This window comes from Bradyrhizobium sp. 195 (genome assembly GCF_023101665.1).
In the GTDB taxonomy this organism is placed as follows: domain Bacteria; phylum Pseudomonadota; class Alphaproteobacteria; order Rhizobiales; family Xanthobacteraceae; genus Bradyrhizobium.
Genome location: NZ_CP082161.1, coordinates 712821 through 736203 on the forward strand (window position 1 = coordinate 712821; position 23383 = coordinate 736203).

Below are 23383 nucleotides of genomic sequence, written 5' to 3' on the forward strand. Positions count from 1 at the left end.
ATTGCGGCGGCAACCCTCCTCACATGCATCCCAATCCAGAAAATGCTCCGGCGAGCACGCCGATCTCGGCCTCGTCGATAGGGCCGGCGGCGGAACTTGGCCCTGGCGCAACTCACCCGGCTCGATCAGGCGGGCTGCCTTTGCGCGCGCCGCTTGACGATCTCCTCCACAGCGACGCCTCGGACTTTGTTCGTGACTACATGAACGCGCGCGATATCGAGGTCCTGTTCGACGGTACTCTCTTTCTGCGGGGCCGTCCCCTCCAGGCGATCACGCCCGACGCCATTGACGCCGTTCTCGCCGTCGACCCGCCCACCGTGTCCGACCTGCTGGACGAGATTGCCCTGCATGCCCGTCATGTCGGCAGCCCGCTCAAGCGAGGAGATCTCGGCGCGGCGATGCGACAGGTCCTGCGCTCGGAGAAACATCAGCGTTACCAGTCCGTGCTTCGGCCTTTGTTTGACACCTGCTCGTCAAGCGAAGCCGAGCAAGCTCGCGCGCAATGGCGTCGCTTGGCCAGCCTGTTCGGCATGAACCCCGACTTGGCGATCGCCATTCTCCAGCACTTCTGTTGGAGCGTGAAACAGAAGCAGCTCCGCCGCCCTGTCGTGCATCATTGCATGCCGATCATCTTCAGCACCACGCAAGGCACCGGCAAAACCGTGTTCGTTAAGAAATTTCTCGCACCGCTCCGCGAGCTCGCCACCGACTCGGCGCTCTTCACCGATCTGGCAGACCGCCGAAGCGGCGATATCTTCAGATTTCCGGTCATCTTCTTAGATGACATGGAGCGGATTCCCGCCTCCATGGTGCCGGCGTTGAAGGCTGTGCTGACCTCTGACCGGCTTCGCCGACGCCGGCTCGGCACGTCCGCGTCGGATCCCATCCGACAAGCCTGCGTCCCCATAGGAACATCAAATCAGATGGTCCAGGAACTGGTCGAGGATGAGACCGGCCATCGCCGCTTTGCCATGCTCCCATTTCGTAACGGAGCCACGTTCAAGGGCGGGGACGCCTCTGTGTGGGACACCGTCAATGCCGTCGATTACCAGCTGCTCTGGCGGTCGGTCGATGCATTCGCGTCGAGTCCGCTGCTGCCGTTCCGCGAGGAACTACTTCGCCACGAGCATGCCGAGGCCAAGCCGACCGGAGTGATCGGTTGGGTCACCGACCTCGATCTCGACTCCGAGGCGGTCAGGAATATCACGACCCGTCACGGTGTCCGGGCGCAGGGCTTGCGCGACCTGTTCATGGCGCAGACAGGCATCGAGATCTCGGCTCAGAAATTTGCCAAGGACATGGAGCGCTGCTGCATGCGGCCCGAGATGCCGTTCAGCGACAAAATCAAGATCGAGACCGGCGCGGTATACCGATTGAAGTCTCGGCCATCATCTGGTGCTGCCGCCCAGAGCGGGCCTGCCCGACGGGGCCCACCGGCATTAACCGAGTCAGCTCCGTCAGCTGTGCCAGCTTCATCATGTTCGTCAGCTTCGTCAGTCCCGCCGGCCGCATCCGCCGGGGAGGACGCCCGGCTGGAGCCTCAACCGTGATGCTTGCGGACAAGTATCGGCCTTGCCGGTTCGAGGACGTTTGGGGCCAGGACGCGGTGGTCAAGCAGCTCTCGGCCCTCGCCAAAGCCCGGCGCGGCAGTCATTTGATGCTGACAGGATCCTACGGGTCGGGGAAGACGACCCTGATCAGAATCTTTGCCCGGGCGCTGAACTGCGAGCAATTGACCGAGGATGGATCGCCTTGCGAGCGATGCCCATCTTGCCGCGGTGCGAGCGGAGATTGCCTCGTCGAGTACGACGTGCCCGGCAGCGGCGGCGACAAGGATGCGATACGCGCCTGGGTCGATCTACATAATCGCGAGCCGACCGGCGCCAAGTGGAAGATCCTGTTTCTCGACGAAGCTCATGCCCTGAAACCCACCGCCGTCGATAGCCTGCTCAAGGATGTCGAGGAGCCGCGAGCTGGCGTCCTGTTTGCCTTCGCGACCACCGAGCCCTGGGAACTCAAGCCGACTTTGAGGTCGCGAACGCTGCCGTTGGAGGTGCGTCCTCTGAGCGTTCCAGATGGGGTTGACTTCCTGGAATCGATAGCAGAACGCGAGGGCATTTCCTACGACCGAGATGCATTGCTGCTCCTTGCTTGCGTGAAGCAAGGCCATCCCCGTGACTTGCTCAATGGCTTGGGTCAGGTAGCAGGCCTCGGCCGGGGTGTAACGGTCGAAGCCGTGAAGTCGCTGTTCGCGATCCACGACGCCGAGTCGTTGATAGATTATTTCCTGGCCCTTGGTCGAGGAGATGCGATCGGTCAAATCGCCGCGATGGGACACTGGCGAGAGCGGCTGAGCTCGAAGATTCAGGGGGTGCAGACGCTCCTGACCTCGATCTACTACAATGAATTGCTTGGTCGGAAGATCGTCATCGATGCGTTGCTCGACACGCTCACCAACGACCGAGCCACGATCATTACAGCATTCTGCTCGCGGCTCGACGTCGATAGACCAAGCGAGTTGATCCCGTATTGGAACATGATGCTGGACTTCTGGTCTCGATCGCGTGCCACAGATGACGAAGCCGCGCGCCTCCAACTCTGTCTTTTCGAGGACCTCGTAAATCGGCGGCTGCAGCAGGAAGCAGTGGAGCCCGTCATCGCGCCAGGCGCCCGATCACGGCGCGTCTCCACGAGGGCGCCTGTTCAGACCGTCATCCCTGCACCGGCAGCCGAGATCGAGCTTGCCTGCTCTGGTGATCAATATCTTGGACCAGAACACGTTCGGGAGATCGTCAACAGGGCGTCATTCTTCATTCAGCACGACGGTCAGACCTTGAACGCGGCATTCACGATCTACCCATCGTGGCGAGCGCGCTCGTCGGAGGCCGGCGCCGTCGCGGCGATCGAGCAGTTTCGCGAGCAACTGAGCGCGACCTGGGGATTGGCGGGCGCTCCGATTGCGAGCATCGCGACCCATGAGCGCGACGCCGGCGGCGTGCTTGGGCGCGTCGTTGCGCACGTTCCGGCGCTCGTCGATGCGCTGGCGGCCAAGGAGGCGCTGATTGGCTGGTGCGACGACCTTCAGTCAAATAGCGGAGAGAACGCCCTGGTGCGCCTCGAGGCGCGCCAGGGTGCGCCCGACGCGCGCGCCATGAGATTCCATTGGAATTGCGTGCTGATGCTTTGCGCGGCGGCCCAAGATGGAGAAGGAGCGTTCGGCGATGCCAGACGACTCCTCGATGATCTTCGGGTTCCAACGCACATCCGGCGGCAAACCGGGCCGATACGACACCCAATATTGGAATTCTCCGGCGCCTTGAGCTCGCTGTCGATCGAGAACGCCCGGGCAAACGGCATGGAGTTTCTGTCTGCGTTCGACGCACGGGCATGGCCTTGGATCCGTAAGGGGTGGGAGCGAAACGAACATCTTGATCGGCAACGAGAGATCGCGGAGCGCCGACGTAAACTGTCTGACATTGAGCGATTGTGGGTGGATGTGGACAGGCGCCGGAATGAGATCGCAAACCTCGAGGCGAGCTGGAGCCACGGACCGGAGGGCCGGCCGCGACGATGGCGCGGCTGGTGGACACGGTGAGAGGCGGCCCCGTGCTCGACGTCGAGTTCTTGTTGAATCCTCCCATCAATCTTTCGCGGCCGCTCGTCTATCGCTACCGAAGCGGCCTGCTGCGCGGCAGGTTCAAAAAGGCACTGCGGGCGATTGCGGAGCGTACTGGCGAGTTGGTCCCGTGCACGCCGGCCGAATTGCCCTACCTGAGCGTAGGCGGTGGATTGTTCCCAAGCTTTGTCCAATGCGACTGGCCAGCCGGGCGAGCAAAACCTTCGGAGCTCGACGACGCCTTGGCGGCCTTGGCAGACCAAGATCGTGCTCTGGCCGTGCTCATCCCGGAAAGCCACGGCTTGTTCAAACGGGCATCATGGCCGTCCGCAAGCCGCGCGTGTCTCGTCGTGGAAGAGCCTATTGTCTCAAGCGCCAGCTTGGACTCCATCCTAAGCTATCTCGTGCGTCACGACGCGCCCGTCTTCGCTGAAGGCCTGCTGGGTCAAAGGCCCTTCCGCGACTACTTCGAGCGACTCGTCGCCGATGGGAATTGCCCAGACCTTCCCAGCTTCAGGCAAGAGTTGGACAGAGTGGTCTTGTTGCATGTCGACCCGACCACCGGCGCCTACTCGAACGAAGGTACCGTGGCCGATCCGCGCGGAGCCCGCAACGAGCTGCTGCGGCCACTACGTAGTTTTGTCCGGCAGAATGATCCGGGCGCGTTATCAGACTTGCTCCATGGGCTGGCCGCTCGGTTTCCGAGCGGTCGAAGCGGCCATGAGTTGGCTGATGAGCTGGGAAGGCTCACGCAAAATCTATTCGCGATGGCGGGCAGTGCATTTCCTGGGCGTGCCCGCGGCACGGAAGGCCCCCCACAAAATGGTTCAGGGTACCGCGATCAGGTGGCGACCGGTGTGGTGTTATGGGCGGCTATTCTTCTAGCTTGGACGCCCCGCCTATCGGAGGTTGGATCGGCAACGGCTAAAAAGCCCGTTGCAGACGCGAGCTTTGTCGAGGTCGACCAATTGTGTCGAGACTTCATCCGACGATTCACACGAGCCAATGCGGCCGATCCGGTGTCCGGGTTATGGTCGCCGCTCGAGCAAGTCATCAAGATCGTTCGATTGGAGGGCGAGGAGCCACAGACCGTGCAGGGCGTCTTGGTAAGTGTGCTCGCGCGAGTGCTAGCGGATACGACGCCAGGCGAGCCGCGATGGATCTCGCGTTTGCGATTGCTCCTGGCCGACGAGCCTGAAGTCGATGCGGCCGAGCACAGGAAGCGCAGTGAACGAACGGATCCAGAGCAACCAGCACCTGAGAAGCGGCCGACTTGTTTCGCGGGGGTGATCGGTCACAAAGTGGCGGTCGATGGCTTGCGCCGACGTCTCCGTCAAGTCGAAAACGGCACCCCAATCATTTTGTGCGGTCCAGAGGGCGTCGGGAAGAGGACGCTCGGTCGTCTCTACGCCAAAGGCCTTATGTGCGAGGACCTCGGCAATGAGCTGCCTTGTGGAAGCTGCTCATCGTGCACGGAATTCGAGGGTAGCGGCACGTTGGACTTCATCGAGTTCGATGCTGGCGGGGCTCATGCCGCCGATTACGTGCAGGGACGGCTTCTGAGAGACATCCGACATGCTTCGTTCGCGCGCCATAGACCGATCTTGATCGCGAACCCTGACAAGGCTCCCCGCGTGGTCGACATGTGTTTGAAGACACTGGAGACGCGTTCCGAAATCACACGCTTCATCTTCACCGTCACAAGCCCGGAGCAGATGAGCGTTACGGGGCAGTCGCGGTCCGACGTCTATCGCCTCGCGCCCTTGGACGTCTGTGATGCGCGCCAGCTTGCGAAGCGATTCTTCGGGGTGAATGGAGCGAGGGCGGACGAGCGGGTGATCGATCTCATCATTGGTTCGGCGTCTGGCTTGCCGCGAAGACTAAACGAGGCATGCGCCACCGTTCTTGCTGCGCAGGCCGCCACGGTCGATGATGTTCGTCGGGCGCTAAGGCTGGATTGGACCGAAGTAGCAATCTCCTATTGGCGTACCTTGCTATCGCCGGACAATGTTGAAGACGGTCGAATGGCGCTGCCGAGCGGATGGAGCGTGTCGGAAGCGGTCAGCCGACTGCGATCCATCGTACCCGAGATCCGTCGCGTTCACTTGAGTGGAATGGTCCAAAATGCCGCGCTCTTGCATCTTGAAAATGATCCGATAGGCGAACTTGCAACGCTGCTGGATATTCGCGCCAAGGAAAGTGGGCGCGCGTTCGGCGACCTGTGGGCCGCGCTAGCGCAACATTGGGGCGGTGCGGAAACTGTTGATGCGCTCGGATTCCTGGATATCGGATTGGAAGCGCGCACCATTATCCGCCGCCAGGGCCGGACCCACGATTAACGCGCTTCTTCCGGTCAAGTGGTGGCGATGAAGCTCGCCGCCGAAGCGAGGGCGTAGCGCGCGGACGCAGGCGAGACTGGCCCTCGCGCCTCATGAACGCGACAACAAGCTAGATGAAGTGACACTGCGAAACGTTTGAGGGCATTCTAACAGCAGCATTGGGCAGAGCAGGACGAGCTAAAACCTGCCTTATTGATTAGGTAGAAAATGTCAAAGAGCCGCTGCAACGTCGCGCAGTGCCGGCGTGGTTTCGACAGCCGCCGGATCATTGCTTCCCGCGTGCCAGCAACGTCCAGACCGGCGACGTGCCGTCCCAGCGCCGAAGCCGCCCGTAGAACCGCACCCGAACCCCGGCCTCTTTCAACCGCTCGACCACGAGATGCAGTGCGATCACGTCGCCCTCTGCCAGCTCCACGCAAGCGCGCTTGCGAGACCACACCGCGCCCGGGAAGCGAAACAGGTTGTGCTTCAGCCATCGGCCGCCGCGCTCGGATAGCGGTTCTAAGTCTACCTGTGCGCCGTTCCGAGGCCGCAGGCCGACATCCGGCCGGCGGAGCAAATTCGTGATCCAACCCACAACGGCTCCCTAAATCGCAACAGTCTTTCAGTGCACGCGCAATAGCAGTGCACAGGCCATGTTAACGACGCAAGCCAAATGAAACCAGAGATGCTCCGCCGTTCTCCGGAGCAGATCGGCGAAGGCACTTCTTCTGCAAAAGGTCCGAATATCTGGGCACCCTGAGCTTCCAGAGCGATAGAACTCTGGCGCTGAGCGAATGGCGAAACAAGAAACCAAGCAGCTGCCGATCCGTGCAGCGTGCAACAAGGCTATGGTCTTTATGGACGCAAGTTGGTTGGACGGACGGAGCGATTGCTAACTTTCGGTGCTCCGGCTGCAGCAAACTGTTGTGGGACAAGCCGAAGCGAGATGACAGTAAGCGGCCCGGGACGGCGACCTTTCTGGCGAGGTTCACGCTCGCGGGTCTTCCTCTCCTCTACTGACGCGCAACCAAGCTGCCTTGCTGAATGCGACTACGCAGGCAGCAGCTGCCAGGACCAGAGCGCTATCGCGATCTCTTTGCGCAGTGGCCTCCCGAAAGCCGCCTTTAACCTCAATGGCGGACGAGCCTAGAGTAAATACCGATCAGCATTGTGTAGGCAAGCTGTCGCCAAATCAGGTTCATCAGGGCTAGCATCTTGACGGAGCGGCAACCCCGCCGGTTCTAGCTGACGGTTTTTCTTGCCGTGACGTGCGTGCTCGATTTAAGCTCGGTTCATTGTTCAAGCAGGAGGCGGACGTGGCGACCGGTATTGTGAAGTGGTTTAACCCGACAAAAGGCTATGGATTCATCCAACCTGACAATGGCGGCAAGGACGTATTTGTCCATATCTCAGCCGTCGAGAAGGCAGGCCTGAGCAGCCTCAATGAGGGTGCTAAGGTCAGTTACGAAGAAATGAGCAACAAAGGCAAAACATCGGCTGAAAATCTAAGGGTCGGGTGATCTAGCCCAACCGGTTTACGCTGGAGAACCTTACTATACAGCCCGGCGTCCATCACCCTCGGATGCGTCCGGTTTCTTCACCTTGATCCAGTCCTTCGATGTTGCAGGCACTATAGCGGCGGCCGCGCGACTTCGAGACCAGAGCCTGAAGCCCAACGCGGCAGGCGGCGGAACTCCGGTCCGACCGCGTCGGCCTCGAACGGAGCGATAAACATGCCATCCGCCGGGGCGCGCAGCAGTTCGGCCAGCTTGGTCTTGCGCATGGTCATAGGCAGCTGGCGCAGGTCCTCGCCGCGAATCGCGAGGGCGTCAGTCGCGGCTTTAACATCACCGACCAGCTTATGTTGGACGGGATTGCGGACTTGATCAGGCAAATCACGGCTGACAAAGCCGCTCTGGGGGCGCGCAAGGCTCCAGCCCTCATTTGCGAAGCTCGCGCTGAGAAGCTCTAAGCTCCCGCCTCGCTGAACCCCCTTTCTCCCCCGGGAGCGCAACCGCCATTTGTAGGCGCTGAGACCTTGGGAAATTTCCCAGGTGTCCGGCCGGTAAGTCGCCGTTAAACAGCTCTTGGAAGGTGCGGGGAGTAGAACGGCGCCAATGGAAGAACTCAATGCTCAACTTGAGAAGTTTCGAGAGGAGGCAGGCTATTGTGCTCGGTTGGCGAGAACTGCCCCCGATAGGCAGACGCGAGCCCTGTTCGAAAGGCTCGCCGAACGGGTGCGAGAGATGGTTCAGGAAATCGAAACGGCGATTGCAGCGCGAACGAAACCGAGTGATCGCTGGGAATAGTTGTTCGGTGCGAACCCGACACCCTGAGGAGCATGTGCGGCGTCCCAAAGATCAACAGTTTTGCGAGTGGCTTCGCCCCGTTAGGGTCGCGGCTTGCCCCCTCGGAATGTCACGCGGCGCCAAAGGTCACCAAGCGCTTTGATGTAAAGCTCGCAAGGCCGCTACAGGGCGGCGATGAACTCCTGCAGCGCGGCCGAGATATCGTCATCGCTGTCGACCGCGCGCTGCGCCAGCGCCGTCGTGGTGCGTCGCGCGGGTGAAGATCAACAGATGCTCGTCTCGAGCTACTACGAACAAGGTCGAACGGCCCACCCGCTGGAGCGCCGGCAGCTGCCGTTCCGCAGATCGGCGCGCGATCCGGCTATTGCTTGTAAGGCAACGCCGAACCGCCGGCGGCTGAAGCAGTAGCCTGATGCCGCTCAATGGGCGCCTGCTCCATGTTCGGCAGTTTGGATTCTTCCGTCTTGGCTTCCTTTCATCGTGCGCTAATATTGCGCTCCACACGACTGGATGAGTTCGCCATGCCTGAGATCATTAACCTTGGCGCGCTGCAGCTGATGTTCCTACAGAGCAAGGATGACAGCGCCGGCAGCCTCGATCTGTTTGAGATGACGCTACAGCCGAACGCTCGCATGCCAATTCCCCACTATCACGATCGCTGGGACGAGACGATCTATGGACTCAGCGGCATCTCGACCTGGCGGATCGACGCAAAGGACATCGACGTGGCGCCGGGCGAAAGCCTCTTCATCAAGCGGGGCGTGGTGCACGGCTTTATCAACCGTTCGCCTCGACCGGCGACCTGCCTGTGCATCCTCAGCCCCGGCGTACTCGGCCCACAATACTTCAAGGACATGGCGGCCCTGCTATCGGCCGGCACGCCTGATCCGGCCAAAATGAAGGAAACGATGCTGCGCTACGGGCTGGTTCCAGTGATGCAATCCTGAGGATGAGTGCGGCGCGAGCCGTCGACTCAGCTGGCCGACGGGTTCGCCATAGCACAAGGGCGAGGCGCGCTCACCGCTCTCGTCGTAGTGGTCGAAAAGGGGGGCGCTGCCGCGCGGCAATTTGGGCGGATGCCTGAGCGTCAATCAGCATGAGAGTGCTGCCAGAGGCACTCTCCCCATTGCCAAGCCTTCGCGAGGAGGTAGAATTCGCTAGATTTTGCAGCACTCTTGATTTCCACGTCATGCGTTGATTCTTGTGGGTTCTCCCATGTTCGATCCTGCTATGTTCGCGCTTTTGCGCGCGGTGCTGGACGAGGTCTGCGAAAGCGTTTCCCGGGCCGGGACCGGCACCCGTACCCATGTGGCCTCGAAAATTCTGGAAACCGTGACCAGGGGAGACACATCTCGGGACCAACTCAAGCAAATCGGACGCGAAGCTCTCTCCGACGCGCCCACGATGTGGCGCTGATCGCGCGGAGGCGGGCATGAACTTCCAAGTGACGGTCCTCAAGATCCTGGTGAGCTATCCAGATGGCTTTGCGGTCATGGAGGACCTCAAGCGCGACATGGCCATCTTGGCGACCAGTGGTCGCGAATGGGCCGACCGGACCAGCCGCCTCGCCGCCCGAGTCCGGATCTCAACATCTTTTCCCAAGCGCTGGTCGAACGCATTAGCGGTGGCTGGAGGATCACGTCCAAGGGACGGGCAGTGATCGAGTTCATGGAGGCCCGAACCGCTGCGCCCGAGCCGATCCGGGCGCCGTTGGTCGAGGATGCTACTGCGACAGTCGCTCCGACGCAGGTTCCTCCCCTGCGGCAGCCCGCCGACCGCGCCAAGCGGCGGCGCGAACGCCGCGAACGTCGTCGCGAGGCGCGCGAACGCGCGAGGGCCAACGCGTCTTGAGGTGTCCTACAGAGGTGGCAACGCGCGAAATGAAGACGACGGGAGCCGGATTTGCGCAATGTCGCCGGCCGCGACCGCACCGCCGGCCCCACCGGTCCCAGCACCCCACATTAGAATGGAGCGCCGATTTCCGCCGACGAGAGCACCTGCCGTTTCGACCTGCTCGGAAGCGGTCGATCAGGACACGGCGTTCGGAGGCCGGTCAGCTCGATCATCGCTGTGGGTCCGAGCTCGATAACGGCCCCGAGCGGCGTTCGCTCGAGGTCCAGCCTGCGGTGGTGATGTTCTCGCCCAGGTCCCCCGCTGCGACCTCGAAGCGAGCTTCGAGGACGGACGCGAAGAGCTCGGATGGGATCAGGTGAACCTGCCGGAGCTTGGGTAAGCGCGGTTGGCGACGAGCGAGATAGCGCTGCAGGACGTGCGCGCCGGCGTGGGCGTCGCCTTCGACGCCATGGCCTTCCACCAGCACGATGCGATCCTGAGGCGGTTTGCTGAAGTGGTGACCGCGATCGGCGGCGACCGCGGGACCAGGTTGCCCTCCAGCGACAAAGCCTCGCCTTGGGGCATCAGCGCCCGGGCGAACGAGCCTCGGCACTCAGCTCAGCGCCATTCCACGCTGGTGATCCTGTAGGCCTTCGCCGCGCCAGGCGTCAGAACCTCCACGGTTGTATCTTTCGTCTTTCCGATGAGCGCGCGAGCAAGCGGCGAAAAAATGGAGATCTTACCCCGTGCGGCGTCGGCCTCGGGTTCACCAACGATCTGCCACCGCCGTTCATCCCCGGTGTCCTCGTCCACGACCGTCACGGTGGCACCAAACCTGACCATATCGCCCGAGAGTTCCGAAATGTCGATCACTTCAGCCCGAGCGAGCTTGTTCTGTACTTCCGCAATACGGGCCTCGTTGACGTCCTGCTCTGATTTAGCGGCCTGATACTCTGCATTCTCAGCCAGATTCGCATCGTCCGCGATCGCCTCCCGGATGCGTTCGGCAATGCGGGGACGCTCCACCTGAACAAGGTGCCCCAGTTCTTGTCGAAGGACCGTAGCCATGCCTTGTCATTGGCAGTTTCTGAACTGGCTTGTCGAGGTCGTCATTCATGACGTAATGCCTGATCCGGCCGCATGCGAATTCTGGGTGTTGGCGGCACCATCTCGGTAATCGCAGCCACGGAACAATCGGGCGGCCAGCTATCCGTTCCTAAGACGTCCTTCAGAACGGACCCATTCCACGGCAGGTGATCAGGAACGGCACGGCCTTTTCGGCCTTGGCGCCTTCGGAGCGGCCTAAGTCAGCCGCGACTGGGTAGAGCGCGCATCATGAATCTGGGTTGCGAATGCAAGAACCTATGGACTGGTGTACGCGCGAGCAGGCTCTGCAGCCGACCACCTGCGCATACTTCACGGCATGGGCCGCTGACGCCGAGCTACTGCGTGCTGCAAAAGACACCGGGTCTGCGGGAAGGCCCCGTTCGGTACGATTGCAAGAATAGGTCATATCCGGCCAAGAACGGCAGCGACGCGGCCGTGCCGAGAAGGTTGGCAAGGACAACTCCCAATATTGTTTCCGTAACCATGCTCGTGACCGTGACGTGGGCGCGAAAGCTGCAACAGCCCTGCACTGGGCGGCTCGTTTTCGGCTCAAGGAGCCATGTCTGCTGCGCCAGTAGGAGCGCTCTGGCCAGCACCGTCTGTCTTCTTCGGCGCCTCCGCCACCATGGCTTCCGTCGTGATCAACAGGGCGGCGATCGAAGCTGCATCCTGCAGTGCTGATCGAACGACCTTGGTCGGATCGATGATGCCTTTCGCAAACAGATTGCCGTATTCCCCTGTCTGGGCGTCGAAGCCCCAAGCATAATCCTTGTTCTCGAGGACCTGTCCGATGATGAGTGAAGCCTCTTCGCCCGCATTTTCTGCAATTTGTCGCGCCGGCCAAGCGACTGCTCGTTTGACGATCTCGATCCCATGCCGCTGATCGTCATTTGCCGCCTTGAGCTTCTCCAGCGCGGCTGCGGCGCGGAGCAGCGCCACTCCGCCGCCTGGAAGGATCCCTTCCTCGACCGCGGCACGCGTTGCATGCATGGCGTCGTCAACGCGGTCCTTGCGTTCCTTCACCTCGACTTCGGTCGCGCCTCCAACACGTATCACGGCTACTCCGCCGGCAAGCTTGGCCAACCGCTCCTGTAGCTTTTCGCGATCATAGTCTGAGGTAGTGTCCTCGATCTCCGTCCTGATCTGTCTGACGCGCGCCTCGATTTCCGACTTCTTACCCGAGCCGCTGACGATCGTGGTATTGTCCTTGTCGATCGCGACCTTCTTGGCGCGCCCGAGCATGTTGAGTTGGACTTTTTCGAGCTTGGTGCCAAGATCCTCGCTGATGAAATTGCCCCCGGTCAGGATGGCAATGTCCTGCAACATGGCCTTGCGGCGATCGCCAAAGCCTGGTGCTTTGACAGCTACGATCTTTAGTCCGGCGCGCAGCTTGTTCACAACAAGGGTAGCAAGAGCTTCGCCCTCCACGTCTTCCGCTATGATCAGCAGCGGCTTTCCGCTTTGGACGACCGCCTCGAGCAGTGGCAGCATGGGTTGTAGGCTTGAGAGCTTCTTCTCGTGGACAAGGATATAGGGATCGTCCAACTCGACCCGCATCTTCTCCGTATTGGTCACGAAATAAGGGGAGATATAGCCGCGGTCGAACTGCATGCCTTCGACGACCTCAAGCTCGGTCTCGAGCGATTTGGCCTCCTCCACCGTGATGACACCGTCGTTGCCCACCTTTTTCATGGCATCTGCAAGAAACTGTCCGATCTCCCGGTCTCCGTTGGCCGAGATCGTCGCGACCTGTGCGATTTCATCGTTTGAGGTCAGCTTCTTCGCATTCTTCTGCAGTTCCTCAACGATCCTATCAACTGCCAGATCAATCCCACGCTTGAGATCCATCGGGTTCATGCCCGCCGCGACGGCTTTGGCGCCTTCCCGCACGACTGCCTGCGCCAGCACTGTTGCCGTCGTGGTGCCGTCGCCGGCTTGGTCGGATGTCTTCGATGCGACCTCGCGGACCATCTGCGCGCCCATGTTCTCGAACTTGTCTTCAAGCTCGATTTCCTTTGCCACCGTGACGCCGTCCTTAGTGATGCGGGGAGCCCCGAAACTCTTTTCGAGCACGACATTTCGGCCCTTTGGTCCCAGTGTCACCTTGACCGCGTTGGCAAGAACATCAACGCCTCGGAGCATCTTTTCGCGGGCGTCGGTTGAGAATCGGACTTCCTTCGCGCTCATATCGTCCTCCCGAAGAATTGTGAGCCGTACGGCACGCCTGTGCGCCGTCTTCCGGACAGGACTTACCGAAGGAAGCAGCGCCTGGTCATCTCGCCTCAAACGAACTAGGATAGTAGTTGCGAGTTTCAAGTGCCGGCTACTGTCCGAGGTCTGGGAAGCGCTGAGACATCGCCATCGATCACATGTGATGCCCAGCAAAAATCTGCGGCAAAGCCCTGAGTTGGTCGACGACGTCACGAGCGCTTTGGCTTCACGCGTCTGAGCGCCGACGCCCGCCGCACCTTGGCCGCGCGGGGCTGACCGGTTTGCATGCCACGGACGTGCGCTGTCTTTCATCTACCGGCTAATCTTCTTGCGCTTGGAATGTGCGCGGCAAAATGAGCGACTGCAGACCTGGGGCAGGCGGCGCCTGGTGAATGGACGATCCTCAATTCGCCTCGGACCGCGGTCGGGGCGCCGTCACACGCCCGACAGGCTCGGCGATCGAGAGCGAGCGCGCGGCGAGCGCCGAGAACCCGCCTTCCGGGCCTGCACGCGTGCGGGCCATCTTCTGGTAGAGCCTCAGATAATCGGTGGCCATCCGCGAAGCGGAAAAGCGCTCCTCAAACCGGGCGCGAACGCTTCGTCGGTCCAGGGCCAGTACGTCCGGGATCGCCTGCACAGCCTCCTCCATGGTCGAGACAACCCGCCCCGTATGCCGATCTTCGACGATCTCCGGAACCGAGCCGCGTCGGAAGGCGAGTACCGGTGTGCCGCAGGCCATCGCTTCGATCAGGACCAGCCCGAACGGCTCAGGCCAGTCGATAGGAAAGAGCAGCGCAGCGGCCTGGCCGAGGAATTCAGTCTTCTCGCTCTCGTTAATCTCACCGATAAATTCCACTCCCGGTCCATTCAGCATCGGCGCGACGACTTCCCGGAAATAGGCTTCGTCGGCCTTGTCGACTTTCGCTGCGATCTTCAGCGGTATCCCCGCCGCGCGCGCAATGGCGATCGCGCGGTCGGGTCCTTTCTCCGGAGAAATCCGGCCGAGAAATGCCAGATAGCAACCTCGGGGAGCGAAAGTCGGCGTGTGAAGGTCAAGCGGCAGGCCATGATAGACCGTCGCCACGAAGTTTGCGCGGGGGAGTGGCGCGCGTTGCGCATCTGAAATGGAGACGAGCGGCATCTTGGCGAAGTGCGCGTAGAACGGCAGGTGGTCGGCTAGGTCCTGGCGGCCGTGCAGGGTGGTCAACGTGCGGCCGGCTTCTGCTCGGAATAAGGGGAAGTGCAGATAGTCGGTATGGAAGTGGAGGACGTCGAAATCGTCGGCGCGCTCGCGAACTTTGTCGAGCTGCAGCATCTGGTGAGGGACCGAATCCCGGACATCAGGGTCGAGCCGCAAGGCTCTCGGCGTGCACGGGACCAGCTCGGCGGACGTGATAGAATCTCCGCTCGCAAATAAAGTGACCTGGTGTCCTTGCTTGACGAGCTCCTCGGTGAGGTAATGGACGACCCGCTCCGTGCCGCCATAAAGTCGCGGTGGGACGCTTTCAAACAGTGGTGCAATCTGCGCAATCCTCATCTCCATCCTCCCTGTATGCACAAGTGCTTTGAGCCGTCCTGACAAGCTCGGTACGTGCAGATCTGCGAAGGTCAAAGCGCTGCATTCGTTCCGCCAAACGCCTTCGACCCGATGCGCCTGGTAGCTGGCCAGCGCCGCTTTGAGACGTCGGTATGGGGCGCTGATTTCGTTCTGTCCGGCATTGGGATGCCTCGACGCTTGGCTCCGAGCATTCCATCCGGGGCGGCATCGCCTCGTTGAGGCGCGCCAATGGCCACCCCGCGGGCGACGAAACTCGGCGGGTCGCTGGCTGGGAAGGACTCCAGAAGCGCTGTATCGACCAGGTCGTCTTGCCAATTGGTCATGGTAGCTCTCGCTTGCTCCGATTGGTAGCGCTGGGTAGCTGCTTGCAGCAAGAAAATGGGATTGAAGCCCAGGATTTCGCAAGGGCTGGAAAGGCTGTTTGAAGGCGGTCGCTTGAGAGATGTCTGGGCCGGCCGCGTGCGCCCAAGCGCGCCAGATCAAGTTCGATGACAACTCGGCAGCCGGACGATGCGTCTGCCGTCCTTGTAAGGCTGCTTTAGTTGCGGCCGGCGCTTGGTCGAGGGTGCGCGCGGCCGATGGATATCGCGCCGCACGCACGTCGCCCAATTTAATCGTGATCGCCCATTTTCACGAGGAGCAGCCCCTACAGATATCGGGAACAATTTCCTCCGCCCGGAACGTGTCCATACTGATGTTACGCTTCGTTCTGGTAGTCCGGCCACGCATCGTTCGTTCGGGCGACGAGGTCTGAACGACTGCGTTCGCACCGTCAGGCCGCTTCAAAGGCTTTTGTTGTGCGCCGGCCAATTCTGTTGCGCTCAGCAGCAGTGCCAGCGCTAGTAAAGCTGAAACCAAGGGGCGCCACGCTCGCGCGCCAGATTCAGCCATCGCGGAAATTGGCCCGACGCTGCGAATCCTGGATTGCGCAGCGATGCGCCGGGCTGAGCGCCGCAGAGTGCGGCCCATAATGCGCTCTAACGAAGCGCCCTTTGCGAGATGACACGTAGTTTTCATAACCACATCCTCCTAAAAGCAACGTGGATCCAAGCTTCTTGCCTGGTGATCGCGCCAATCCTGCCGAGGCATTGGCAACAAAGCCGGACTACCGGGCTCCACATCGCCGACCATCAAACCCGCCGTGTCCGTGCCCAGCTGCTTCCGCGCCGCCTCCGGGATCGGCACGAGACTCAATCCAAGTCGTTTGCTCGTCCTACCCGAGTCCTGCAAATCGCTCATTCCGCTCCGCCGGTCCTCTTGAGGCCGGCCGAGCGCGACCGTGAGTTCCTCCGTGTTGCCGTTTCGGACCACCGTTAGATTCAACGGCGATCCCGGTTTGGTCCGCGCGACGGCGCGCGACAGGTCGCGCGGTCCGGCGATGGTTTGACCATCAGCGCGGGTGACGACGTCCCTGATTTTGATCCCGGCCTTCTCCGCGGGACTACCCGGCTCAACGGATGCAACGAGGGCGCCCTTCGTATCGGAACGGCCTAACGCCTGTGCGATTCCGGTCGTCACTTCCTGCAGTCGGACGCCGAGGTAGCCGCGTTCGACTTTTCCCGTGCGGATGATCTGGTCCGCGACGGTCTGCGCCGTCCGCGACGGCACAGCAAATCCGATGCCCACGTTAACTCCAAGCGGCGAAAGGATCGCCGTATTGACACCGATGACCTCGCCTGCCGCGTTGAACAGCGGACCTCCGGAATTGCCCTGATTGATTGACGCGTCCGTCTGCAGGAAATCATCGTAGGGCCCAGCTTGAATGTCGCGTGCCCGCGCCGAGAGGACCCCGACGGTCACCGTGCCACCGAGTCCGAAGGGGCTGCCGATCGCGATCGTCCACGCCCCCGGCTCCATCTTGTCGGAATCACCCCACGCCGCTACAGCCATGTTGGGCCGCGGCTCGATCTTGAGCACCGCGATATCCGTCGATGGATCACGACCGACCAGCTTCGCCGCCACGTCGGTTTTGTCCGCGAAGCGGACGTGGATCTCGCTGGCGTTATCCACGACGTGATTGTTCGTGACGATGTGCCCCTCGGGGCTGACGATGAAACCCGAACCTAGCGCCGTCCGCTCGCGTGCGCGAGGTTCGCCAAACCGCCGCCGAAATAGCTCGCCAAGGGGCAGATCGTCCGGAACCTGGCGCGCTTCGTCTTCGATCATCTGTTTCGTGAGAATCGCGACCACCGCGGGGGCTTTCTGTTTCACGACGGCGGTGAAGTCGGTCGGAACTGGCGCCTGCTGTGCGTGAGCCGGCAGCGTCGTCGAGCAGATTGCGACACCAAGAGTACTCGCGAACAAGGTGCAGAACAGTCGCGCTTTAAGATTGCCGGCCATAGGACAGTCCTTTCCGTCGAGGCAAACGAGCCCGCCTTTCCGATTGCGCCGGGCGCCTCAGGGGTCGGGCGGTTTGCGGGCAGTAACGTCGCTTCGAGTGCAGGGTTGCTATGTGAGCCGGCGTTCCGGCAGAAAAGGCTCTATCGCGACGCCGTACATCCGCAGTCGCAAGGCCTCTTAGAGGCTCGGCGATAAGGTGCGGGCGAGCTGGCCCGGGTTGCGGTTGCGACCGGACGGCACGGGCCTATCGCCGCATAGGCCGCCCGGGAATTCGGCTAAACGAGGCGTTCCCTGTCCATGCTTTCCCGGGACCACGCCTTGAGCGGCGCACCCCGGATTTGCGCCAGGACACGTCGACGTACCGGCTCATCCTGTGCGGCAATGGCCGACGCGATGTCGCGCAACGTTCCGCGCAGGCCATACAGCTGATCCAATAGGTCCAGGATAATCGCAATGCCTTCGTCGTTGACGCCCATGTCGCTCTTCAGATCTCGGATCAGCTGGGCACGGGCGACGTCGATCTCGGCAAACAGCCATTCCTCACCTTGGCTGCTGGGGGCAAGCCAGCCCGCCTCGACCCAGCTGTGGAGGTGCTCGCGGTCGAGTCGCGCGTGAACGAGAAATTCATTGATCTCCATGCCAGGCCTCATCGGTTCACGCTGCATGACTTGCCCCCGCGGTCCAGCTCGATATCAGCCTTTCAAGTTCCAGGTCGCGCTTTTCGGGCAACATGATCTTCAACGTGACGTATTGATCTCCTCGCGTGCCGTTGGAGCGCCGAACGCCTTTTTGCTTGAGTCGCAGGACCGTTCCGGTGTTGGACCATTTCGGCACCGTCATCGTGACCATTCCTGTCGGAGTCGGCACCTCGATCTTGCCGCCGAGCACCGCTGTTTTAAGCGGGATCGCCAATTCGACATGGATGTCGTCGCCGTTGCGCGTGAACAGCGGGTGTCCGTGCACCTCTAATTCTATCAGGGCATCCCCGGCGGGTCCGCCACCGTGACCCGGGCGTCCCTTGTCGCGAAGCCTCAGTATTTGACCGTCGCGACTCCCGGGCGGAATGGTGACTTCGAGGGCAGAGCCATCCGGGAGCGTGATCTGACGCTTTGCGCCGTTCACCGCATCAAGGAAGTCGACTTCCATGCGATAGTAGACGTCCTCTCCTCTCATCCGGAAAGTCGCGCCGGCGGCTCCGGATCGTCCGCGCCGGCGGAACAGTTCGCCAAACAAATCCCCTTCGTCGTCAAGATCGGAAAAGCCGGCGTCGCTGCTATAGGCCGAGGCTCCTGCACCTTCGGCAAAGTCCCGATAGGAACGGTACCGCGGTCGCTCGGCTCCCGAGGCATCGATTTCTCCTCGGTCGAAACGCGCTCGCTTGTCGGGATCGCTGAGCAGGTCGTAGGCGGCCGAAACCTCCTTGAATTGTTCCTCTGCCCGCTTGTTGCTTGGATTAAGGTCGGGGTGCAGCTTTTTGGCCAGCCGGCGATAGGCCTTTTGGACCTCCTCCTGCGAGGCGTCCTTCTTCAGGCCCAGTGTTTCGTAGGGGTCGGTGGCCAACGCCTTCTCCTCTCACGTCTCGAAATGGTGGAATCCGTCGTGGTCTCGAGGTTTGACAGCTTCGGAATGCGAGGCTCGTTCCTGCCGTCGCCTCGCAACGGTGACCCGGGCCGGACGCAGCAGCCGCTCGTGGATGACATAGCCATCCTCGAGAACTTGCATGACGGTGCCCGGATTGTGTTCATCATCCTCCACCTGCATTACGGCTTCGTGCAGGGCACGATCGAACTTTGCTCCGAGCGCCTCGACCCGGCGGACAGCAAACCGCTCAAGCGTTGAGGTCAGAATCCTCTCGGTGGCTTTAATTCCTTCGAGCAGGGAAGAGTCATCGGTCATATCGGCGCGTCGCTGCTCGGCGGCAGCAATGGCACGATGCAGATTATCGAGCACCGTCAGGAGCTCGCGAGCGAAGTCGGCGATGGCGTACTGGCGGGCATCCTTCGCCATGCGCTCGCCGCGGTGGCGAGTGTTCTCGGCATCCGCCAGCGCGCGCAGCAGCCGATCACGCAGGGCGGCATTTTCCGCCTGAAGAGAATCGCGCTCTTTGGCTTCATAGACAGGCGGCGCCTGCTCGCCCGTGACGTTCCCCTGCATCCGGACCTCCTATCGCGGATCTGTTAAGCGGCTAGAGGAGCTTTGAGAGCCGCAGTGCCTCATCCCGTCTTGCGATCTTTGTCATCCAGCTCCTCGAATTCGGCATCAATCACGTCGGCGTCTCCCCGATCGCCGGATGTTCCGGAGGATTGCGAGCTGGCTGCTCCGCTACCGTGCTGCTGGATTTCCGCAAGACGCTGCGCAGCTTTCTCCAGCTGGGCGACAGCTTCCCGAACCCGGCCGATATCGTCGCCCTGCAAGGCGTCCTTGACCCGGGTGATGAGCTGCCCGACTTCAGCCTTCAGGGCGGCTGGTATGCGCTCGCCCAACTCCTGCATGGTCTTCTCGATCCGGTAGACTGCGGCATCGGCCTGGTTGCGCGTCTCCACCAGCTCTTTCCGCCGGCGATCCTGCTCGGCGTTCGCTTCGGCCTCGCGAACCATCCGCTGAATGTCCGCTTCACTCAGTCCGCCGGACGCCTGGATGCGGATGGACTGCTCCTTGCCGCTCGCTTTGTCCTTCGCGGAAACATGCACGATGCCGTTGGCATCGATATCGAAAGTGACCTCGATCTGCGGCATGCCACGGGGAGCGGGTGGAATTCCCACCAGGTCAAATTGGCCGAGCAGCTTGTTGTCGGCGGCCAGCTCGCGTTCGCCCTGGAACACACGCACAGTGACGGCACTCTGATTATCCTCTGCAGTCGAGAACACCTGGCTGCGTTTCGCGGGAATGGTGGTGTTACGGTCGATCAGCTTGGTCATCACGCCGCCGAGCGTCTCGATTCCCAAGGACAGGGGAGTGACGTCGAGCAGGAGCACGTCCTTCACGTCGCCCTGCAGCACGCCGGCTTGAATGGCGGCCCCGATGGCCACGACCTCATCGGGGTTGACGCCCTTATGGGGCTCGCGCCCGAACAAGGCCTGGACGGTCTCCTGCACCTTGGGCATGCGGGTCTGGCCGCCGACCAGTACGACTTCATCGATCTGACCAGGCTCCAGACCGGCGTCCTTCAGGGCAGCCTGGCATGGTGGGATGGTTTTCTGGATGAGGTCGTCGACGATCGCTTCCAGTTTGGCTCGGGTCAACCGGATGTTGAGGTGCTTGGGTCCGTGCTGATCCGCGGTGATGAACGGCAGATTGACGTCGGTCTGTGTGCTGCTGGACAGCTCGATCTTGGCCTTCTCCGCAGCGTCCTTGAGACGCTGTAGCGCCAGGCGGTCGTTCCGCAGCTCGATCCCGCTTTCTCTCCTGAATTCATCCGCCAGATAGTCGATAATGCGCTTGTCGAAGTCTTCGCCCCCTAGGAAGGTGTCGCCGTTCGTCGCCTTGACCTCGAAGACGCCGTCGCCCACCTCGAGGATCGAAATGTCAAACGTGCCGCCGCCCAGATCGTACACCGCGATCTTGCCGGTGGCCTTCTTCTCCAGTCCGTAAGCGAGTGCCGCCGCAGTGGGCTCATTGATGATGCGCATGACCTCCAAGCCGGCGATGCGGCCTGCGTCCTTCGTGGCCTGGCGCTGGGCGTCGTTGAAGTAGGCCGGCACCGTTATGACCGCCTGCTCGACCTTCTCTCCCAGGTGGGCCTCCGCGGTTTCCTTCATCTTCGTCAAGACGAACGCGCTGATCTGGCTGGGACTGTACTTTTTCCCTCTGACATCCACCCACGCGTCACCGTTCGGTCCGGCTATGATCCGGTACGGGACCATGTCCTTGTCCTTCTGGGTGAAGGAATCGTCGTAGCGCCGGCCGATCAGGCGCTTGATCGCGAAGATCGTGTTTTCGGGATTGGTGATGCTTTGGCGTTTCGCCGGCTGCCCGACGAGTACTTCGTCCGTGTCGGTGATCGCAACCATCGACGGGGTGGTGCGCGCGCCCTCGGCGTTCTCGATCACCTTAGCGCTGCTTCCCTCCATCACGGCTACACAGGAATTCGTTGTACCAAGATCAATGCCGATTGCCTTTGGCATGGTAGATATCCCTGATTTGCGTCTTCAACCCCTAGCCGCGTCGCTCCTCTGTCTAGCGGCGAATTTTGCCTCATAACGAGGGCTGTACCCGGATGTTCCTCGGGTTCGATCGGTCCCGCGGCGCACGTCTCCTGTCGCGTTTAACTGGATCAATAATTAATTGCATGCGGCTTTCTGAGCGGGCGCCACGCCGAGCCCCGCTGCGCCAAGGCAGGGGCCCGGCGCCGACGCATCGCCCTGTCGCTGCTCAGCGATATCCGGCGCGGGTCAGCGCCCAGTCGAGTTCGCGCAAGGAGGGCTGAACGAGCACCTGGCCGCCGACCGTGATCGTCGGGCTGCCGATGCGGCCGCCGGCCAGCCATTCGAGCTGGTCGCGGACCTGCGGATAGCTATCCCAGTCCACGAAACGGTAAGGTACGCCAGCCCTGTCGAGATGCCTGCGCACCATCATGGTGATGCCGCACCAGCGGCTTCCATAGATGACGATTTCGCCGATGTTGGGCCGATATCCGGATCGTGAAGAAGTCGTCGTGTACATGACTTAGCCTCCTTAAGCAGCTTTGCGGGTGTTCAGCCCGTTCAGGACCTCCAGCAGCTCGTAGATGTCGGGCACGTGCTGGAGCTTGGGCGAGACATGGACATAGCGGATGACGCCCGTGTCATCGATGACGTACAGCGCCCGCTCGGAGAATCCGTCTTTGTCTCGCCAGACATTGTATCGCTTGGCGACTTCGCCCTTGGGGTTGAAGTCGGCAAGCAGGGGGAACTTCAGTCCCCGAACGGCCGCCCAGGCGCCGTGGCTGTAGAGACTGTCGACGGAGATGCCGACGAGTTCGACACCCCTGCGCTGAAACTCCTCGATCTCTTGCTGGTACAGATCGAGCTGTCGACTGCAGCCCGGGCTCCAGTCGAGCGGATAAAACGCCAAGACAACCGGCCGGCCACGGAAATCGGACAGGCGCACCGTACGACCGTTTGCGTCGGGGAGGGCGAATTCGGGCGCCACCTGGCCAATCTCGAGGGGCGTGCTGACGGCATCACCTTCCATAGCCGGGGCGTGCTGATGCAATTCAACGATGTCCTCGATGTTGGGGCCTGGTCTGGCCTGCGCGGGACCGGAAGCCCCCACTGCGCGCCACAACTCCTGCACCATTCCGTGCAGCGTCGAGATAGCCTGCTTCTCGGGCCCCTGCGCAAGTTGGGGTGCGAGGGCGGCGAAGTCCCCCTCCAGTTGTTCTAAGCGGCTGGAACGAACGTCCAGTGGACCTGCATGCGTATCCATGGCTGTGCTCCGTCGTAAGATCTTTCCTTTCTGTTCAGTCTGTTCAGGAGGCGGGCGAGCGCGGACGCGCCGCCGCTTGCGATTAATATAGGAGCGCGAGTGAATCGCGCCACCCTGTCCAGGCTGGCAACGGCTGCTCTTCATAACCAGATCCCAAGCAACAGCCCGCAACACAGGATAGATGGAGATGACCGTGGAAAAACGTCGTGTCGTTTGCCCAAAGTGCGACAGCATCAACGCCGTACCGACAAGCCGGCCGGCAGAGAAAGCCAGGTGTGGCCGCTGCCATGCGCCGCTTTTCGAGGGCGCCCCGGTCGAGCTCGATGCCGCGCGCTTGCGAAAGCACATTGCCAATTCCGATGTGCCCGTGATCGTCGACTTCTGGGCACCGTGGTGTGGTCCGTGCCAAGCCATGGCACCTATCTTCGCGCAGGCTGCCCGGAGCCTCGAGCCCCGAGCTCGGTTCGTCAAAATAAACGTAGACGACAATCCGCAGGCGGCGCGCGACTATGGTGTCCAAGGCATTCCGGCCCTCTTCGCGCTGAACCGCGGCGAAGTGGCTGCCCGCCATGCCGGAGTGGCCGAGGCGAACCTGCTGAAAGGCTGGGTCGAACGATTGGCTGGATGAGACCAGTTTCCCCGGTCGCGAGGTTTAGTTGGCCGTGTTTGGGGCGGCGACCAG

General features: G+C 61.6%; 19 protein-coding genes and 2 pseudogenes. 8 read left to right on the forward strand and 13 right to left on the reverse strand.

What is annotated here, in order from left to right:
* Nucleotides 1-140: 140 nt before the first annotated feature.
* From IVB26_RS03345 to IVB26_RS03355, 3 genes are read left to right on the forward strand one after another with little or no spacing between them, the layout of a single operon-like run.
* Nucleotides 141-1550, forward strand: a complete 1410-nt coding sequence (locus tag IVB26_RS03345; protein ID WP_247565341.1) for a virulence-associated E family protein — start codon at nucleotides 141-143, stop codon at nucleotides 1548-1550.
* Complete coding sequence (locus IVB26_RS03350) at nucleotides 1550-3595, forward strand: DNA polymerase III subunit (RefSeq protein ID WP_247973049.1); 2046 nt, start codon at nucleotides 1550-1552, stop codon at nucleotides 3593-3595. Before IVB26_RS03345 ends, IVB26_RS03350 begins: the two co-directional genes overlap by 1 nt.
* Nucleotides 3571-5955: a hypothetical protein gene (locus IVB26_RS03355; protein WP_247970604.1), complete on the forward strand. Its 2385-nt coding sequence runs from the start codon at nucleotides 3571-3573 to the stop codon at nucleotides 5953-5955. Before IVB26_RS03350 ends, IVB26_RS03355 begins: the two co-directional genes overlap by 25 nt.
* Before the next feature lie 265 nt (nucleotides 5956-6220).
* Here IVB26_RS03355 and IVB26_RS03360 read toward each other — a convergent pair whose 3' ends face one another.
* Nucleotides 6221-6532: a hypothetical protein gene (locus IVB26_RS03360; protein WP_247565335.1), complete on the reverse strand. Its 312-nt coding sequence runs from the start codon at nucleotides 6530-6532 to the stop codon at nucleotides 6221-6223.
* Between the two features lie 721 nt (nucleotides 6533-7253).
* Here IVB26_RS03360 and IVB26_RS03365 point away from each other — a divergent pair.
* On the forward strand, nucleotides 7254-7457 hold the full coding sequence (locus IVB26_RS03365; RefSeq protein ID WP_247453493.1) for a cold-shock protein: 204 nt from the start codon (nucleotides 7254-7256) through the stop codon (nucleotides 7455-7457).
* Nucleotides 7458-7567: 110 nt separating this feature from the next.
* Here IVB26_RS03365 and IVB26_RS03370 read toward each other — a convergent pair whose 3' ends face one another.
* The gene (locus IVB26_RS03370; RefSeq protein WP_247970605.1) at nucleotides 7568-7831 is read right to left on the reverse strand and encodes a hypothetical protein; all 264 of its coding nucleotides are present in this window, start codon (nucleotides 7829-7831) and stop codon (nucleotides 7568-7570) included.
* A gap of 936 nt (nucleotides 7832-8767) precedes the next feature.
* Here IVB26_RS03370 and IVB26_RS03375 point away from each other — a divergent pair.
* The 3 genes and pseudogenes from IVB26_RS03375 to IVB26_RS03385 all read left to right on the forward strand — a co-directional run bounded on the left by IVB26_RS03375 (nucleotide 8768) and on the right by IVB26_RS03385 (nucleotide 10097).
* Nucleotides 8768-9193 (forward strand): cupin domain-containing protein, encoded by a 426-nt coding sequence (locus tag IVB26_RS03375; protein WP_247565333.1) that lies wholly within the window; start codon nucleotides 8768-8770, stop codon nucleotides 9191-9193.
* 268 nt (nucleotides 9194-9461) lie between these two features.
* Nucleotides 9462-9662 carry a hypothetical protein gene (locus IVB26_RS03380; protein WP_247565330.1) on the forward strand — a complete coding sequence of 67 codons (201 nt, stop codon included), beginning with the start codon at nucleotides 9462-9464 and terminating at the stop codon, nucleotides 9660-9662.
* 16 nt (nucleotides 9663-9678) lie between these two features.
* Nucleotides 9679-10097: pseudogene (locus IVB26_RS03385) on the forward strand (hypothetical protein).
* A 211-nt stretch (nucleotides 10098-10308) separates the two neighbouring features.
* Here IVB26_RS03385 and IVB26_RS03390 read toward each other — a convergent pair.
* The 11 genes and pseudogenes from IVB26_RS03390 to IVB26_RS03440 all read right to left on the reverse strand — a co-directional run bounded on the left by IVB26_RS03390 (nucleotide 10309) and on the right by IVB26_RS03440 (nucleotide 22701).
* Nucleotides 10309-10566: a hypothetical protein gene (locus IVB26_RS03390; protein ID WP_247565327.1), complete on the reverse strand. Its 258-nt coding sequence runs from the start codon at nucleotides 10564-10566 to the stop codon at nucleotides 10309-10311.
* A gap of 131 nt (nucleotides 10567-10697) precedes the next feature.
* A pseudogene (gene greA, locus IVB26_RS03395) lies at nucleotides 10698-11196 on the reverse strand (transcription elongation factor GreA).
* 539 nt (nucleotides 11197-11735) lie between these two features.
* Nucleotides 11736-13373, reverse strand: coding sequence for a chaperonin GroEL (gene groL / locus IVB26_RS03400; RefSeq protein WP_247565323.1), 1638 nt, complete (start codon nucleotides 13371-13373; stop codon nucleotides 11736-11738).
* 427 nt (nucleotides 13374-13800) lie between these two features.
* On the reverse strand, nucleotides 13801-14934 hold the full coding sequence (locus tag IVB26_RS03405; RefSeq protein ID WP_247565320.1) for a glycosyltransferase family 4 protein: 1134 nt from the start codon (nucleotides 14932-14934) through the stop codon (nucleotides 13801-13803).
* Nucleotides 14935-15984: 1050 nt separating this feature from the next.
* The gene (locus tag IVB26_RS03410) at nucleotides 15985-17295 is read right to left on the reverse strand and encodes a Do family serine endopeptidase (protein ID WP_247970606.1); all 1311 of its coding nucleotides are present in this window, start codon (nucleotides 17293-17295) and stop codon (nucleotides 15985-15987) included.
* A gap of 275 nt (nucleotides 17296-17570) precedes the next feature.
* A complete protein-coding gene (locus IVB26_RS03415) occupies nucleotides 17571-17933 on the reverse strand; it encodes a chaperone modulator CbpM (RefSeq protein WP_247453508.1) in 363 nt (120 codons plus the stop codon).
* Between the two features lie 16 nt (nucleotides 17934-17949).
* On the reverse strand, nucleotides 17950-18855 hold the full coding sequence (locus IVB26_RS03420; RefSeq protein ID WP_247453509.1) for a DnaJ C-terminal domain-containing protein: 906 nt from the start codon (nucleotides 18853-18855) through the stop codon (nucleotides 17950-17952).
* 12 nt (nucleotides 18856-18867) lie between these two features.
* Nucleotides 18868-19449 carry a nucleotide exchange factor GrpE gene (locus IVB26_RS03425; protein WP_247970607.1) on the reverse strand — a complete coding sequence of 194 codons (582 nt, stop codon included), beginning with the start codon at nucleotides 19447-19449 and terminating at the stop codon, nucleotides 18868-18870.
* A gap of 59 nt (nucleotides 19450-19508) precedes the next feature.
* On the reverse strand, nucleotides 19509-21419 hold the full coding sequence (gene dnaK / locus IVB26_RS03430) for a molecular chaperone DnaK (protein WP_247565314.1): 1911 nt from the start codon (nucleotides 21417-21419) through the stop codon (nucleotides 19509-19511).
* 247 nt (nucleotides 21420-21666) lie between these two features.
* The gene (locus IVB26_RS03435) at nucleotides 21667-21957 is read right to left on the reverse strand and encodes a glutaredoxin family protein (protein ID WP_247452540.1); all 291 of its coding nucleotides are present in this window, start codon (nucleotides 21955-21957) and stop codon (nucleotides 21667-21669) included.
* A gap of 12 nt (nucleotides 21958-21969) precedes the next feature.
* The gene (locus tag IVB26_RS03440; RefSeq protein ID WP_247453511.1) at nucleotides 21970-22701 is read right to left on the reverse strand and encodes a peroxiredoxin; all 732 of its coding nucleotides are present in this window, start codon (nucleotides 22699-22701) and stop codon (nucleotides 21970-21972) included.
* A 187-nt stretch (nucleotides 22702-22888) separates the two neighbouring features.
* On the opposite strand from IVB26_RS03440, the gene trxA reads away from it, so the two are divergent.
* Complete coding sequence (gene trxA, locus IVB26_RS03445; RefSeq protein WP_157643146.1) at nucleotides 22889-23329, forward strand: thioredoxin; 441 nt, start codon at nucleotides 22889-22891, stop codon at nucleotides 23327-23329.
* Nucleotides 23330-23383: the final 54 nt, after the last annotated feature.

Coding starts and splice junctions, on each gene's coding strand:
- IVB26_RS03435 (WP_247452540.1), bottom strand. CDS start 21,957: ATGTACACGACGACTTCTTCACGATCCGGATATCGGCCCAACATCGGC.
- IVB26_RS03375 (WP_247565333.1), top strand. CDS start 8,768: ATGCCTGAGATCATTAACCTTGGCGCGCTGCAGCTGATGTTCCTACAG.
- IVB26_RS03350 (WP_247973049.1), top strand. CDS start 1,550: ATGCTTGCGGACAAGTATCGGCCTTGCCGGTTCGAGGACGTTTGGGGC.
- trxA (WP_157643146.1), top strand. CDS start 22,889: ATGACCGTGGAAAAACGTCGTGTCGTTTGCCCAAAGTGCGACAGCATC.
- groL (WP_247565323.1), bottom strand. CDS start 13,373: ATGAGCGCGAAGGAAGTCCGATTCTCAACCGACGCCCGCGAAAAGATG.
- IVB26_RS03405 (WP_247565320.1), bottom strand. CDS start 14,934: ATGAGGATTGCGCAGATTGCACCACTGTTTGAAAGCGTCCCACCGCGA.
- dnaK (WP_247565314.1), bottom strand. CDS start 21,419: ATGCCAAAGGCAATCGGCATTGATCTTGGTACAACGAATTCCTGTGTA.
- IVB26_RS03425 (WP_247970607.1), bottom strand. CDS start 19,449: ATGCAGGGGAACGTCACGGGCGAGCAGGCGCCGCCTGTCTATGAAGCC.
- IVB26_RS03415 (WP_247453508.1), bottom strand. CDS start 17,933: ATGGAGATCAATGAATTTCTCGTTCACGCGCGACTCGACCGCGAGCAC.
- IVB26_RS03440 (WP_247453511.1), bottom strand. CDS start 22,701: ATGGATACGCATGCAGGTCCACTGGACGTTCGTTCCAGCCGCTTAGAA.
- IVB26_RS03355 (WP_247970604.1), top strand. CDS start 3,571: ATGGCGCGGCTGGTGGACACGGTGAGAGGCGGCCCCGTGCTCGACGTC.
- IVB26_RS03380 (WP_247565330.1), top strand. CDS start 9,462: ATGTTCGATCCTGCTATGTTCGCGCTTTTGCGCGCGGTGCTGGACGAG.
- IVB26_RS03410 (WP_247970606.1), bottom strand. CDS start 17,295: ATGGCCGGCAATCTTAAAGCGCGACTGTTCTGCACCTTGTTCGCGAGT.